15 protein-coding genes are annotated in these 14,884 nt (G+C 68.9%); 10 read left to right on the top strand and 5 right to left on the bottom strand.

Annotation, left to right across the window (positions count from 1 at the left end):
- The first annotated feature begins 142 nt into the window (after nucleotides 1-142).
- On the top strand, nucleotides 143-1,351 hold the full coding sequence (gene hmpA, locus ACSFA0_RS13025) for an NO-inducible flavohemoprotein (RefSeq protein ID WP_435450582.1): 1,209 nt from the start codon (nucleotides 143-145) through the stop codon (nucleotides 1,349-1,351).
- 27 nt (nucleotides 1,352-1,378) lie between these two features.
- Here hmpA and ACSFA0_RS13030 read toward each other — a convergent pair whose 3' ends face one another.
- From ACSFA0_RS13030 to ACSFA0_RS13040, 3 genes are all read right to left on the bottom strand, one after another.
- A complete protein-coding gene (locus ACSFA0_RS13030; RefSeq protein WP_435450583.1) occupies nucleotides 1,379-1,702 on the bottom strand; it encodes a hypothetical protein in 324 nt (107 codons plus the stop codon).
- A 121-nt stretch (nucleotides 1,703-1,823) separates the two neighbouring features.
- Complete coding sequence (locus ACSFA0_RS13035) at nucleotides 1,824-2,729, bottom strand: hypothetical protein (protein ID WP_435450584.1); 906 nt, start codon at nucleotides 2,727-2,729, stop codon at nucleotides 1,824-1,826.
- A gap of 75 nt (nucleotides 2,730-2,804) precedes the next feature.
- Entirely contained in the window at nucleotides 2,805-3,485 is a 681-nt protein-coding gene (locus ACSFA0_RS13040) for a helix-turn-helix domain-containing protein (protein WP_435450585.1), read from the bottom strand.
- 276 nt (nucleotides 3,486-3,761) lie between these two features.
- Here ACSFA0_RS13040 and ACSFA0_RS13045 point away from each other — a divergent pair, with 276 nt between their 5' ends.
- The 9 genes from ACSFA0_RS13045 to ACSFA0_RS13085 are packed head-to-tail and all read left to right on the top strand — an operon-like array spanning nucleotide 3,762 to nucleotide 13,806.
- A complete protein-coding gene (locus ACSFA0_RS13045; RefSeq protein ID WP_435450586.1) occupies nucleotides 3,762-4,931 on the top strand; it encodes an NAD(P)/FAD-dependent oxidoreductase in 1,170 nt (389 codons plus the stop codon).
- 25 nt (nucleotides 4,932-4,956) lie between these two features.
- Nucleotides 4,957-6,411, top strand: coding sequence for a M81 family metallopeptidase (locus ACSFA0_RS13050; RefSeq protein ID WP_435450587.1), 1,455 nt, complete (start codon nucleotides 4,957-4,959; stop codon nucleotides 6,409-6,411).
- Between the two features lie 51 nt (nucleotides 6,412-6,462).
- A complete protein-coding gene (locus ACSFA0_RS13055) occupies nucleotides 6,463-8,040 on the top strand; it encodes an ABC transporter substrate-binding protein (RefSeq protein WP_435450588.1) in 1,578 nt (525 codons plus the stop codon).
- Nucleotides 8,041-8,076: 36 nt separating this feature from the next.
- A complete protein-coding gene (locus ACSFA0_RS13060; RefSeq protein WP_435450589.1) occupies nucleotides 8,077-9,012 on the top strand; it encodes an ABC transporter permease in 936 nt (311 codons plus the stop codon).
- A gap of 1 nt (nucleotide 9,013) precedes the next feature.
- Nucleotides 9,014-9,904, top strand: coding sequence for an ABC transporter permease (locus ACSFA0_RS13065; protein ID WP_435450590.1), 891 nt, complete (start codon nucleotides 9,014-9,016; stop codon nucleotides 9,902-9,904).
- Between the two features lie 34 nt (nucleotides 9,905-9,938).
- Nucleotides 9,939-10,961: an ABC transporter ATP-binding protein gene (locus tag ACSFA0_RS13070; RefSeq protein WP_435450591.1), complete on the top strand. Its 1,023-nt coding sequence runs from the start codon at nucleotides 9,939-9,941 to the stop codon at nucleotides 10,959-10,961.
- Complete coding sequence (locus ACSFA0_RS13075; RefSeq protein WP_435450592.1) at nucleotides 10,958-11,938, top strand: ABC transporter ATP-binding protein; 981 nt, start codon at nucleotides 10,958-10,960, stop codon at nucleotides 11,936-11,938. Before ACSFA0_RS13070 ends, ACSFA0_RS13075 begins: the two co-directional genes overlap by 4 nt.
- A 24-nt stretch (nucleotides 11,939-11,962) precedes the next feature.
- Nucleotides 11,963-13,429: an N-acyl-D-amino-acid deacylase family protein gene (locus ACSFA0_RS13080; RefSeq protein WP_435450593.1), complete on the top strand. Its 1,467-nt coding sequence runs from the start codon at nucleotides 11,963-11,965 to the stop codon at nucleotides 13,427-13,429.
- Nucleotides 13,426-13,806: a RidA family protein gene (locus ACSFA0_RS13085; protein ID WP_435450594.1), complete on the top strand. Its 381-nt coding sequence runs from the start codon at nucleotides 13,426-13,428 to the stop codon at nucleotides 13,804-13,806. The genes ACSFA0_RS13080 and ACSFA0_RS13085 overlap by 4 nt, the downstream gene beginning before the upstream one ends.
- Nucleotides 13,807-13,817: 11 nt before the next feature.
- Here the strand turns inward: ACSFA0_RS13085 and ACSFA0_RS13090 are convergent, their stop codons facing one another.
- The gene (locus tag ACSFA0_RS13090) at nucleotides 13,818-14,345 is read right to left on the bottom strand and encodes a DUF2271 domain-containing protein (protein ID WP_435450595.1); all 528 of its coding nucleotides are present in this window, start codon (nucleotides 14,343-14,345) and stop codon (nucleotides 13,818-13,820) included.
- Entirely contained in the window at nucleotides 14,335-14,856 is a 522-nt protein-coding gene (locus tag ACSFA0_RS13095) for an EF-hand domain-containing protein (protein WP_435450596.1), read from the bottom strand. The genes ACSFA0_RS13090 and ACSFA0_RS13095 overlap by 11 nt, the downstream gene beginning before the upstream one ends.
- Between the last annotated feature and the right edge of the window lie 28 nt (nucleotides 14,857-14,884).

Genomic DNA, 14,884 nt, shown 5'->3' on the forward strand with positions numbered 1-14,884 from the left:
TGACATCGTCTACGTCAAAAAGACACGAATCCAATCGCGTCTTATCGACATACATCAAAGCTAAGTCCTTGATTTTGCTGCAACGCGCGCATGGAACGCCTTTTGCAAAGAGAAGTCCCTACTCCACCGTTGAAGGATCCCCATGCTGAGCGCCGCGCACAACGCCATCGTCACCGCCACCGTCCCCTTGCTGGAAACCGGGGGCGAAGCCTTGACCACGCACTTCTACCGGATCCTGCTCGACGAGCACCCCGAGGTACGCCCGCTCTTCAACCAGGCCAACCAGATCAGTGGCGAGCAGCCGCGCGCCCTGGCCAACGGCGTGCTGATGTACGCGAAGAACATCGACCGGCTCGAAGCGCTGGGCGACCTCGCGACGCAGATCGTGCAGAAGCACGTGGCGTTGCAGATCCTGCCCGAGCACTACCCGATCGTGGGCGCCTGCCTGCTGCGCGCGATCCGCGAAGTGCTGGGCGCCGAAGTCGCGACCGACGCGGTGATCGAGGCCTGGGCGGCCGCGTATGGGCAACTGGCCGACATGCTGATCGGCGCCGAGGCGGCCGAGTACGACCGCAAGGCGGCGGCACCCGGCGGCTGGCGCGGCGGGCGGGCCTTCCGCGTGGCGCGCAAGGAAGCGGAGAGCGCCGAGATCACGTCCTTCTACCTCGAGCCGGTCGACGGCCAGCCGGTGCTCGACTTCGCGCCCGGCCAGTACATCGGCCTGCGGCTCGACGTGAACGGTCAGGAGGCGCGCCGCAACTATTCGCTGTCCGCCGCGCCGAACGGCCGCAGCTACCGCATCAGCGTGAAACGCGAGCCCGGTGGGCTGGTGTCGACCCATCTGCATGACCAGGTGCAGGTCGGCAGCGTGGTCGAGCTGTTTCCGCCGTCGGGCGGCTTCACGCTGGCCGACGGCGAGCGCCCGCTGGTGCTGATCAGCGGCGGTGTCGGCATCACGCCGACGCTGGCCATGCTCGAGACGGCGCTGGCGCGGACGCCGACGCGACCGGTGCGCTTCATCCATTGCGCGCGCTCGCACAAGGTGCATGCCTTCCGCAGCGCCATCGACGCGCTGGCCCACCAGCATCCGCAGTTCGAGCGCTTCTATTGCTACGACGAAGCGCCGGCCGCGGATGACGTGGAGGTGGCGCCGCATGCCGTCGGCCGGATCAACGCCGCGTCCCTGGCCCAGTGGCTGCCGGCTGCGGCAGAGGGCGTGCGCGACATCGACGCCTATTTCCTCGGGCCCAAGCCGTTCATGCAGCAGGTGCAACGCTCGCTGCGCACGCTGGGCGTGCCGGACCGGCAGGTGCGCTACGAATTCTTCGGGCCCGCCTCGGCACTCGAATGAAAAAAGGCCGCTCGCCAGCGGCCCGGCTCAGCCCGCCGCGCCGACAGGCAGCACCGGCTCGGACTGCGAGCGACGCGCGTATTCGGCCATCAACTGCTGCGCGATGAATTCGGAGCATGCGCGCAGCCGGCTGACCTCGATCTCGCCCATGCACAGGCCTTGGTAATGAACGAAAGCACGCGGAAAGTTATGGCTGAGTGCCTGGGCAGCATCGAAGACACACGCGGCGAGCGACGTCAGGCCGCGGTCCACGTAGCAGGCCTCCCTCAGTGCCGCGCCTTTGTGCGGCGCGCGGACGCTGTAGGTGTACGAGCGCTCGTCGCGCTGGATGAACTCGAGAACCGGTTGCATGGCGGGGGCTGCTCCTGGCAGGCGGCGGCGTCGGGGCCGCACGGTCGCGGTTGGGTCGGCGATCTTACGTTTTGATGCAATTCGCGCAAGCCCGCCCGACAGACGGTGACGAACGCATTGCTCAGCCCTCGCCGCAAAGCAGTCCCTGGGCGCCCTCGTCGAAGCCCGCCACCGGCTGGGCCTTGGCCAGCGCCATCCAGATGGCAAAGGGCATGCGCGGCTGCGCCCGATGCACGGCCGAGCGGGCGACAACGAGGCGCCCACCTTCGAGCACCAGCACGCCGCATTCCGACGGAATTTCGTCGGGCGTGGCGATCGGTCGGCCACGCGCATCGCAGCCGAGCACGTACCAACACTCGCCGCCCAGGTCGAGGTAGGCCGCGCGCTTGTCGGGCTTGCGCAGGTCGGCCATCAGGTCGGCGCGTCGCACCTTGATCTCGTGGACGATGGGCTGGGCATAGGCTTCGACGCTGGTGTTGCGGATCGAAAAGACGTCAGGCCGCGCCATGCACCAGCGCGCCTTGCCGCCCTCCTCTGCCGACGGCAACCGGGCGCGCAGGCTGAGGCCGCGCCAGGCGATCCGGCCGCTGCGCGTCATCTCGCGTGCCACCTGCTCGACCAGCGCCTCGTGCGCCGACAGCGCGGCCCGGTTGACGACGAGCGAACTGGCGATGTGGGCGATGCCGCGGTCGGTCACGCGCAGCGTCTCGTGGCCCAATGTCCCCGTGTGCCGCTCGAGCAGGCCCGCGGCCAGGAGGTCGATTTCGATCGGATCGCAGCACGGCCAACCGGCCGATCGGTACACCTCGCGCAGGCGCCGCGCGTGCATGCGCCCGAGCACGATGTCACCGGGCGGCGGCTCGATCACGGGCGGTGGCTTGCCGGGGTCGGTCATCGGCGGCTCGGCCGGCGGTGGGTCACCTTCGGGCACGGGCGTGGGCGGCATCGGGGATGGCGGAACGGGCAATGGCGGAACCGGATCGACGGGGACGTCGACGTTCTCGCGGCGCAGGGCGGTCACTGACATGCGTCCTAGGTTAGCGGCAAGGCCGACAAGCGTCGAGTCCTGCGGTCCCCGACTTGAAGGCTTTCTTCGCTGCCCTCAAGCCTTGCGCGCGTCGGCAAGCGACGCAGGCGCGGCGACCTGGCCGCCTGCGTGCGCCGAATGCGAGTGGTTGCCCGATTCGCTGGTGATGCCGATCACCCTGGCCAGTTCGCGGCTCACGCTCATGTAGGCATGTCCGATGCGGCTGTCGAAGTAAAGCGAGTCGCCTCGCTTGAGGCGCACCACCTCGCCGGTGTCGAAATGCACCTCGATCGCGCCGGCCAGCACCAGGATGAATTCCTCGCCCGCATGGCGTACGAAGTCTTCCGGCTGGATGCTGCGCGCGTGCACCTTCCCAAGTGCAGGCGTCATCTGCTTGCCCACCGCCTCGGTGGCCAGGAACTCGTAGGACACGGAAACACCGCGGTACACCACGCCATCGCCGTCGCGCGTCACGACCGGCCCCGCGAAGGGCCTGGCTTTGCGGCCGGCCTCGGAGAACATCGAACCCATGTCCATCTGCAACGCATGGCCGAGCGCGGCGAAGTTTTCGTAACCCAAGGCAAGCTGCCCGCGCTCGGCCCGGGAGATCGTGGTGATCGACACGCCGGAGCGCTCCGCCAGTTGCACGAGCGTCCAGCCGAACTGCTTGCGAGCGCTGCGTAGGCGCTTGCCAAATGTCTCGCGATCGAGCGTGTGCGGCTCGTGCTGCGATGGCACAGCGGGAGGGGTCTTCAAGCTGTGTCCTTCTGTTCTAGAGGTCCAGATTCTGCCAGCAGCAAACGCCACGCCAAGCCAGGCCTGGCCCGCTATTTGCGTAAGTGCAAATTGCATCCTCGCAAAACGTGCGAGAGCGAGAAGCCGGTGTTTACCCGTAAATAGGCCTCTTTTATTTTCGTATCCGCAAATTCGTCACTAAACTGCGCCGCACTCGCCTGTCACTAGCCGCACCGACATGAAGCATTTCTTCCGCTCCCACGCCCCACCGTGCACCCGTTGCTGCGCGCACACCGCATGACGGCTGCCGCATTTCCCACCGCCGTCCACACCGACTTCATCGTCATCGGTGCCGGCATCGCCGGGGCGTCGGTCGCGCACTGGCTCGCACCGCACGGCCGCGTGATGCTGCTGGAGCGCGAAGACCAACCCGGCTACCACTCCACGGGCCGTTCGGCAGCGCTGTTTATGGAAAGCTACGGCACGCCGCAAGTGCGTGCTCTGACCATGGCGAGCCGCGCGTTCCTGCAGCATCCGCCGGCCGGCTTCAGCGAGCATCCGCTGCTCACGCCGCGCGGCGCGATGTTCGTGGGAACGCACGGCCAGGAGGCCCTGTTGGAGGAACACTGGAACGTGCTGCGTTCGGTCACGCCCGACGCACGCCGCCTGAGTGCCGACGAGGCGCTCGCCATGGTGCCGGTGCTGCGCCGCGACCTGGTCATCGGTGCGGTCTACGAACCCGACGCATCCGACATGGACGTGCACGCCATCCACCAGGGGTACCTGCGCGGCATGCGGCAGGCCGGCGGCACGCTGGTCTGCAATGCGCCGGTCACGGCCATGGCGCGCACCGACGCGGGCTGGCGCGTGGAAGCCGGCGGCGCCGTGTACCAGGCGCCGGTGGTACTCAACGCGGCCGGTGCCTGGGTCGACGCCATCGCCGCGCTGGCCGGTGCCGAGCCGCTGGGCATCGAGCCACGGCGCCGCTCGGCCTTCATCTTTGCGGGGCCCGCGGGCGTCGACGCCGCGGCCTGGCCGATGGCCATCGGCGCCGAAGAAGACTGGTACTTCAAGCCCGACGCGGGCATGCTGCTCGCCTCGCCCGCCAATGCCGACCCGGTGGCGCCGCAGGACATCCAACCCGAGGAGATGGACATCGCCATCGCCATTCACCGGCTGGAGGAAGTCAGCACGCTGACCATCCGCCGGCCGACACGCACCTGGGCCGGCCTGCGCTCCTTCGTGGCCGACGGCGATCTGGTCGGCGGTTTCGACGACCAGCTGCCGGGCTTCTTCTGGGTCGCGGCGCAAGGCGGCTACGGCATCCAGACCTCGGCCGCGATGGGCGAGACCTGCGCCGCGCTGGCGCGCGGCCTGCCGGTGCCGGCGCATGCCGCGAGCTTCGGGCTCACGGCCGAAATGCTGTCGCCGGCGCGGCTACGTGCCGCCGCCGTGCCTTCTCTCTGACTTCCCACACCACCACGAGCCGAACATGCGTGTATTCAGCGGATCCCTCGCCACCGAAACCAACACCTTCGGCCCGATGCCCACCGGCCTCGCGTCTTTCCGCGACCGCGGCTACTACGCGGCCGGCCAGCACCCCGACCAGATGACCTTCTTTTCCGGCCCGCTGTGGGCCGCGCGTCTGCGCGGCAAGGCGCTCGGCTGGGACCTGGTCGAAGGCATGGTGGCCGGCGCGCAGCCCAGCGGCACCACCACCCGCCATGCCTACGAGACGCTGCGCGAAGAGCTGCTGGCCGACCTGCGCGGCGCGCTACCGGTCGACATGGTGGTGCTCGGCCTGCACGGCGCGATGGTGGCCGACGGCTACGACGACTGCGAAGGCGACCTGCTGCAGCGCGTGCGCGCCATCGTCGGGCCCGACGTGGTGCTGGGCGCCGAGCTCGACCCGCACAGCCACCTCACGCCGCTGATGGTCGACACCGCCGACCTGCTGATCGCCTTCAAGGAATATCCGCACACCGACGTGCTCGAGCGCGGCATCGAACTGGTCGACCTGTGCGCCGCCATGGTCGAGAAGAAGATCAAACCCGTTGCCGCGATGGTCGACTGCGACATGGTGGTCACGATGCACACCTCGCGGGAGCCCGCGCGTGGCTTCGTCGACCGGCTGCAGGCACTGGAAGGCAAGGACGGCGTGCTGTCGATCTCGGTGGCGCACGGCTTTCCCTGGGGCGACGTGCCCGAGATGGGCACCAAGCTGCTGGTCTACACCGACGGCAATCAGGCACAGGCCGACGCGCTGGCGCGCCGACTGGGCGACGAGCTGATCGGCATGCGCGACGCGCTCGCCTTGCGCTACCCCGACATCGACGCTTCGCTCGACGAAGCGCTGGCCTTCGGCGGCGGCCCGGTGGTGCTGGCCGATGGCGCCGACAACCCGGGTGGCGGCGCAGCCAGCGACAGCACCTTCATCCTGCGCCGGATGATCGAGCGCGGAATCCGCGACGCGGCCATCGGCCCGCTGTGGGACCCGATCGCGGTGCGCATCGCCTTCGAAGCCGGCGAAGGCGCGCGGCTCGCGATGCGCATCGGCGGCAAGATCAGCCCGCTGTCGGGCCCGCCGATGGACCTGATGTGCACCGTGAAGGCGCTGCACGCCGACATGGTCATGACCGGCCTGGCCAACACGCCGGTGCCGCTGGGCGACTGCGCGTTGCTGGAGGCAGACGGAATCGAGATGGTGCTGATCACGCTGCGCAACCAGGCCATGGGCACCGACATCTTCACGCAACTGGGCTGCGACCTGGCGGCCAAGAAGATCATCGTGGTGAAGTCGTCGCAGCACTTCTACGCGTCGTTCTCGAAGGTCGCGAAGCACGTGATCTACGCCGGCGCACCGGGCGCCGTGACGCTCGACCTCAACACCCTGCCCTACCGCAAGGCCCGCCTGCCCAAGTGGCCCATCGACGCGCCCGCGGCCTGATCTTCCCTGTCCATCCTTCCCCCTCGCCACCACCCTTTCGGAGAAACGCAGATGAAACGACGCATGCTCGCCGCCCTCGCCCTGGGCACCCTCGCCATCGCGAGCGCCAGCCTCCCCGTGCTGGCGCAGACCAAGACGCTGAAGGTCGTGGCCCACGCCGACCTGAAGATCCTCGACCCGACTTTCACCACGGCCTACATCTCGCGCAATTTCGGCTACATGGTGTACGACACCTTGTTCGCTCAGGACTCGACCGGCAAGCCGCAGCCGCAGATGGTCGAGAAGTACACGACCTCGAAGGACGGCAAGCAATGGAGCTTCACGCTGCGCCCGGGCCTCAAGTTCTCCGACGGCGCCCCGGTGACCTCGGCCGACGCCGTGGCCTCGCTGCAGCGCTGGGGCGCACGTGACAGCCTGGGCCGCGCCATGGGCAACGCCGGCGCCTCCTGGAAGGCCGTGGACGACCGCAACTTCACGCTGACGCTCAACGAACCCTTCGGCATGGTGCTCGATGCGCTGGCCAAGCCTTCGGGCTTCCCGCCGGTGGTGCTGCCGGAGCGGCTCGCCAAGCTGCCCGCCACCTCGCCCATGACGGAGGTGCTCGGCTCCGGCCCCTTCGTCTTCAAGCGGGACGAATGGGTGCCGGGCAACAAGGTCGTGTTCACGCGCAACCCCAACTACGTGGCGCGCAGCGAACCCCCGAACGGCCTTTCCGGCAGCAAGAAGAGCAACTTCGATCGTGTCGAGTGGCTCTACCTGCCCGATTCCAACAGCGCCATCGCCGCCCTCAAGCGCGGCGAGGTCGACATCATCGAGCAGCTGCCGCCCGACTACATCACGCCGCTGCGCGCCGACGCCAACATCAAGGTCGGTTCGGGCGGTGCGTACCAGGGCTTCCTGGTGCTCAACCACCTGTTCCCGCCCTTCAACAATGCGAAGGCGCGCCAGGCGCTGCTGATGGCGACCAACCAGGAGAAGTTCACCGCCGGCATGGGCTACCCGCTCGACATGCGCACGACCTACTGCGCCACCTACTTCATCTGCGGCGGCCCGAACGACACCGCCGCCGGTGCCGAGCCCTACCGCAAGCCCGACATCGCCAAGGCCAAGGCACTCTTGGCCGAGTCGGGCTACAAGGGCGAAAAGGTGGTGCTGCTGGTGCCGACCGACGTGACCTACCTCAACGCCGAAGCGCTCGTGGCCGCGCAGACCATGCGCAGCATCGGCATGAACGTCGACCTGCAAAACTCCGACTGGGCCTCCATCGGCGCACGCCGCGCCAAGAAGGACGCACCCGAGGCCGGCGGCTGGAACATGTACGTGACTGTAGCCGGCGAGTTCGACGTCAATTCGCCCATCACCAACGCCTACCTGAGCGCCGCCTGCGGCAACAGCCTGCCGGGCTGGCCGTGCGACAAGCCGCTCGACGAGCTGCGCACCGCATGGATCAAGGAAACCAACACCACCAAGCGCAAGGAGTTGCTCGACGCCTTCCAGACCCGCGCCTACGAGGCCGTGCCCTACGTGAACGCCGGCCAGTATTCGGCTGCTTACGCGGCTCGCGCCAACATCAAGGGCCTGGACAAGCTGTGGGCCGGCATGCCCACGGTCTGGATGCTCGACAAGTAAGCCGAACCGCAGCACGCAGGCTAAGCACACCACACCATGGGCTATTTCCTCCGACGACTGGCGGCAACGCTCCCCGTGATGGCGGTGGTGGCCGTGGTCGTGTTTCTGCTGATCCACCTGTCGCCGGGCGACCCGGCCGCGCTGATCGCCGGCGACCTCGCCACCGGCGAAGACATTGCCAAGCTGCGCGTCGCGCTGGGCCTGGACAAGCCGCTGTGGCAGCAGTTCATGCTGTGGCTCGGGCGGCTGGCCACCGGCGACCTCGGCACCTCGATCTTCACGCAGGTGCCGGTGTCGCAACTGCTCGCGCAGCGGCTGGAACCGACCGTGTCCATCGCCGCGCTGACCATGCTGCTCACACTGCTGGTCGCGGTACCGCTGGGCACGCTGGCCGCCTACCGCGCGGGCAGCTGGGTCGACCGCCTGGTGATGCTGTTCGCCGTGCTGGCCTTCTCGCTGCCGGTGTTCCTGGTCGGCTACCTGCTGGTCTACGTGTTCGCGATCCAGCTGCCGTGGTTTCCGGTGCAGGGCTACTCGCGCTTCGCCGACGGCCCGAGTGCGTGGTTGCGCGGGCTGGTGCTGCCCTGCGTCAACCTCGCGTTGGTCTACACCGCTCTCGTGACGCGCATGACGCGCGCCACCGTGCTCGAGGTGCTGCACGAGGACTACATCCGTACCGCGCGCGCCAAGGGCTTGGGGGTGCTGCCGGTGCTGGGCCATGCGCTGCGCAACGCGGCGATCCCGATCGCCACCACCATCGGCGTGGGCATCGCGCTGCTGATCGGCGGCGTGGTGGTCACCGAGACGGTGTTCGCCATTCCCGGCGTCGGCCGGCTGGTGATCGATTCGGTGCAGCGCCACGACTACCCCGTGATCCAGAGCGTGCTGCTCATCTCGGCCGGCGTGTACGTGCTGATCAACCTGCTGATCGACCTCAGCTACAAGTTTTTCGACCCCCGGATTCAGTACTGACATGTCCACCCCTCCCACGATCGCCATGACGAGCAGCCCGCCGGACGACGTCCCCTTCGTGCTCCCGCGCTTCCGGTGGGCGCGCAAGCACCCGACGCTGATCGTCGGCGCGCTGCTGCTGATCGCCATCGCTGCGCTGTCGCTCGCCGCGCCCTGGATCGCCACGCACGACCCTGAGGACATGGACGTGCTGGCACGGATGCAGCCCGCGTCGGCCGAGCACTGGTTCGGCACCGACGCGCTGGGTCGCGACGTGTTCAGCCGCGCGGTGTGGGGCGGTCGCGTGTCGATGGTGGTCGGCCTCGCGGTCGGCGCGCTGGCCACCGTGCTCGGCGTGCTGCTGGGCCTGCTGGCCGGCTTCGTGCGATGGACCGACGGCTTCGTCATGCGGGTGATGGACGGCCTGATGGCCATCCCCGGCATCCTGCTCGCCATCGCGCTGATGGCCGTCACGCAGGCCAGCCTGACCACCGTGATCGTCGCCATCACCGTCCCGGAGATCCCGCGCGTGGTGCGGCTGGTGCGCTCGCTGGCGCTCACGCTGCGCGAGCAGCTCTACGTGGAGGCGGCTCACGCGGTCGGCACGCGGCTGCCGACCATCCTGGCGCGCCACGTGCTGCCCAACATGGTGGCGCCGCTGATCGTGCAGGCCACCTTCGTCGCGGCCGCCGCGGTGTTGACCGAAGCGGCGCTGTCCTTCCTCGGCGTGGGCGTGCCGGCGCAGACGCCGAGCTGGGGCAACATGATGGCCGAGGGCCGCAACTTCGTGGCCGTGGCCTTCCACATCATCCTGTACCCCGGCATCCTGCTGGCGGCCACGGTGCTGGCGATCAACCTGCTGGGCGACGGCTTGCGCGATGCGCTCGACCCCCGCCTGGCAAGGCAACTTTGACAGCGGGACGCCCACGATGACAACGACAACCACGATGTCCCGCGTTGCCCTCGCCGTCGGCGAACCGCTGCTCGAGATCGACGACCTGCGCACCCACTTCGACACGCTCACCGGCCCGGCCCGTTCGGTCGACGGCGTGAGTTACACCGTGCGCGCCGGCCAGACGCTGGGCGTGGTCGGCGAATCCGGCTGCGGCAAGAGCGTGACGGCGTTGTCGATCCTGCGGCTGCTGCCCACGCCGCCCGCACGCATCCGCGGTGCCGTGCGGCTGCGTGGCACCGACCTGCTGCAGCTCAGCGAGCGCGAGATGCGGCAGATCCGTGGCAACCGCATCTCGATGATCTTCCAGGAGCCGATGACCTCGTTGAACCCGGTGCTCACCGTCGGCCGGCAGATCGCCGAGACGGTGCAGGTGCACCAGAAGCTGAACCGCGCCGACGCGTTGAAGCGCGCCGTCGAGATGCTGCGCGTGGTGCAGATCCCCGAGCCGGAGCGCCGCGTCAACGAGTACCCGCACCAGTTGTCGGGCGGCATGCGGCAGCGCGTGATGATTGCGCTGGCGCTGGCCTGCAACCCGGAAGTGCTGATCGCCGACGAACCGACCACCGCGCTCGACGTGACCATCCAGGCGCAGATCCTCGAGCTGATCCGCCGCCTGCAGAAGGAGCTGGGCATGGGCGTGGTGATGATCACGCACGACCTCGGCGTGGTGGCCGAAAGTTGCGACCGCGTGGTCGTGATGTACGCCGGACGCAAGGTCGAGGAGGCCGACGTGATCGAGCTGTTCGACCGGCCGCTGCACCCCTACACCCGGGCGCTGATGGCCTCGATGCCGTCGATGAACACGCACACCAAGCGCCTCGCCGAGATTCCTGGGCTGGTGCCCTCGCCGCAGGAACCGCGACGGGGCTGCGCTTTTGCGGCGCGCTGTGCATATGCCGACACGCGCTGCCGCGGCGAGATCCCGCAGCTCACGGCGCAGGGTGAACACCATGTGGTCGCGTGCTTCGCGGTCGAAGAAGGCCGCATCGACAGCACGAACGAGGTGGCGGCATGACGGCACAGACGCTGCTGAAGGTCGTCGACCTCAAGAAGCACTACATCGCACCCAGGCGCTGGCTCGCACCACGCAAGCCGCCGATCCAGGCGGTGGACGGCGTGTCCTTCTCGGTGGCGCGCGGAGAGACGCTGTCCTTGGTCGGCGAGTCGGGCTGCGGCAAGACGACCACGGCCAAGTCGGTGATGCGGCTGATCGAGCCGACCTCGGGTTCGGTGCAGCTCGACGGCGAGGAGCTCACCGCGCTCAGCCCCGAGCAGATGCGGCTGCGCCGCCGCGACGTGCAGATCATCTTCCAGGACCCGTACGCGTCGTTGAGCCCGCGACAGCTGGCCGGCGAGATCGTGGCCGAGCCGCTGAAGAACTTCGGTATGCGCTCGGCGGCCGAACGGCACGAGCGCGTGCAATGGCTCTTCGGCAAGGTGGGCCTGCGGCCCGAAGCAGCGAAGAAGTACCCGCACGAGTTCTCCGGCGGGCAGCGCCAGCGCCTGGGCATCGCGCGCGCACTCGCGCTCAACCCGAAGCTGATCGTCTGCGACGAGCCGGTGTCGGCCCTCGACGTGTCGGTGCAGGCGCAGGTGGTGAACCTGCTGATGGACCTGCAGGCCGAATTCGGCATCGCCTACCTCTTTGTCGCGCACGACCTGGCGGTGGTGCGCCACATCAGCCACCGCGTGGCCGTGATGTACCTGGGCCACATCGTCGAGGTGGCCGACCGGGACACGCTGTTCTCGGCGCCGCGCCACCCGTACACCGAAATCCTGCTGTCGGCCGTGCCCGTGCCCAACCCGCGCACACCGGCCAAACGGATGCTGCTGCAGGGCGATCCGCCCAGCCCCGCCAACCCGCCGAGCGGCTGCCGCTTCCACACGCGCTGTCCGCTGGCGCAGGCGATTTGCAAGACCGAGGCGCCGGCGCTCACCGCGCGGCCGTCCGAATCCGCCGCAGGCCACCAGGTGGCCTGCCATTTCCGCTGACCTCACGCTCCGAGGAACGAACCCATGTCCGAGACCCCTCACTACGACCTGCTGATCCGCGGCGGCACCGTCATCGACGGCACCAAGGCGCCGCGCTTCGGCGCCGACGTCGGCGTGGTCGCGGGCCGCATCGCTGCCATCGGCGATCTGGCCGGCCACACGGCCCACACCGTGCTCGACGCCACCGGACGCATCGTCGCGCCCGGCTTCATCGACTCGCACACGCACGACGACCAGGCCGTGCTCTCGCAAGCGGCCATGCCCTTCAAGGTGTCGCAGGGCGTGACCACGGTCGTGGCCGGCAACTGCGGCATCAGCGCCGCTCCGTTGCGCGCGGACATGGACCTGCCCATGCCGCTGAGCCTGATCGATTCGCCCGCCGAAGGGCGCTTCACCACCTTCAAGGCCTATCTCGACGCGCTGCGCGCCACGCCCTCGTCGGTCAACGTCGCCGCGATGGTCGGCCACTCGACCCTGCGCGCCGTGACCATGGGCGACCACAACCTCGACCGCGTCGCGAGCGCCGAGGAGATCGCCGCGATGCAGGCGCTGGTCGAAGAAGCGATGCAGGCCGGCGCGATCGGCCTGTCGACCGGCACCTTCTACCCGCCTGCCGTGAAGGCCACGACCGAGGAGATCATCGAGGTGAGCCGCCCGCTCGCCGCGCGCAAGGCGCTGTACGTGACGCACATGCGCGACGAGGGCGACAAGGTAATGGAGGCGCTGGAAGAAACCTTTCACATCGGCCGCGCGCTCGACATCCCGGTGGTGGTGTCGCACCACAAGGTCCAGAACACGCAGAACTTCGGCAGGACGAAGGTGACGCTGCCCTTCATCCAGGACGCGATGAAGCACCAGTGCATCGGCCTCGACTGCTACCCGTACACCGCGGGCTCCACCATGATCCGTACCGACCGCGGCATGCTCGACGGCCGCGTGCTCATCGCCAGCAGCGAGCCGCACCCCGAATGCGCAGGCCGCGACCTGGCCGACATCGCCAAGGAGTGGGGCGTTCCCAACGACGAGGCCGCGCGCCGTCTGCAGCCGGGCAGCGCGATCTATTTCATGATGGACGAGGACGACGTGCAGCGCGTGCTCGCCTTCGACGAAACCATGATCGGCTCCGACGGCATTCCGCTGGGCGACAAGCCGCACCCACGCCTGTGGGGCACCTTCCCGCGCGTGCTCGGCCACTACAGCCGCGACATCGGACTGTTCCCGCTGGAGACCGCGGTGTGGAAGATGACCGGCCTCACCGCGCGCAACTTCGGCCTGCATCAGCGCGGCACGCTGAAGGTCGGCCACCACGCCGACATCACGATCTTCGACGCCGCCACGGTGCGCGACGCCGCCAACTACAAGACCCCGACGTTGCCCGCCGAAGGCATCGACGCGGTGATTGTCAACGGCACTGTCACGTGGCAGCACGGCGCGCACAGCGGTGCGCGCGCCGGGCAGGTCATCACCCGCCAGGACAAGGAGATCGCATGAGCGCGGCGCCCGGACCCATCGAACGGTTCCCCACCCCGCTGCCCGTGCCCTTCTCGAAGGCGGTGCGTGCCGGCGGCTTCCTCTTCCTGTCGGGGGTGCTCGCCATGGACGCGCAGGCCCGCATCATCGACGGCGGCATCCAGGCCCAGACGAAGTTCGTGCTCGAGCGCATCGCACAGGTGCTGAGTGAGTGCGGCGCCACGATGGGCGACGTGGTGCGTGCCACCGTCTGGCTGGCCGACCTCGATGAGTTCGGCGCGTTCAACGAGGAATACGCCAACCACTTCGCAGGCGCCCTGCCCTCGCGTTCGACGGTCGAGGCGAAGCTTTACCAGGGTGCGCGGGTGGAGATCGAGGTGCAGGCCTGGGTCGGCTGACCGCCGGCCCCTCAAGGCTCGACGTTCACCGTCACCTGACCCAGTTCCTTCTCGCCTTGGGCTTGCGCCGCATTGGCTGCGCCGCCCCATTCGAAGGGCACGCGCAGCAGTTCGCGGCCGCCCCGCTCCCGCGCCACCTCCACGGCGAGCTGGTAACGCCCCGCAGGCAGCCTCGCCAGGGCGCCCGTCGCATCGGCGAAATGCAGCGAATGCGTGCCGACCGGCCGCGTGGCGCCGGTGACGCCATCGACCGGCAACGCCAACTGCTCGCCGCCGGCGCGCCACCAGGTGCGCAGGTTGCGCAGCCAGCCGCGGCCCTGGTTGTCGCGCAGGCGCGTGTCGTACCAGACGGCCAGCGTGCCCACCGCCGTCTTGCTGTCGTCGGCCTTTTCGACCCAGGCCGCCAGGTAGGGGCGGTAGTACGACGCCGCGGCGACCTCGGGCAAGGTGAGCTGCAACGTGAGCGACGCCGCTGCCGCGGGCCCGGTCGCCCAGGCCAGCGCCACCGCGCCCAGCCAGGGCCCGGTCCTAGCTGTCATTGCCGCGCGCCTGGGGCGGGCGTTGCGGGTCCGCCTTGGACACGCAGCCGTCGTTGTTGGTGTCCAGGCCCTTGAAGGTCTTGTCCGCGATGGCCGCGTCTTCGGCCGCCGTGAACCTGCCGTCGCGCGCGCGGTTGACGATGCCGAAGCGCACGTGCGCCTGCTTGATGCTGTTCTCGTAGGCCTTGTCGGGCTGGCGTCCGTCGTCGAAGTACTGGCGCTTGAGGCGCCCCTCGAACTCGGCGACGTACTCGTCTTCGCTCAGCATGCCGTCGCCGTTCTTGTCGCCAGCGCGGAAGCGCTGCACGCGGATGGCGTCGAACTCGGCGCGCGTGACAACGCCGTCGCGGTTGGTGTCGTAGCTGCCGAGGAAGGGGTCCAGGCCGTGGCCGCCGGCCGGTCGCGCGGGCTGGCCCGCGGCTGCGGCTGGCGTGGTCGGCGCGTTGCCGGCACAGGCCGACAGCAGCACGGTGGCCGCTGCGGCGAGAAGGGTCGTGTGAAGAAGCTTCATGGTGATGGTCCTTGGGTGGGTGGATCGG

Origin of the sequence: Variovorax restrictus, assembly GCF_051216715.1 — a bacterium.
In the GTDB taxonomy this organism is placed as follows: domain Bacteria; phylum Pseudomonadota; class Gammaproteobacteria; order Burkholderiales; family Burkholderiaceae_C; genus Variovorax.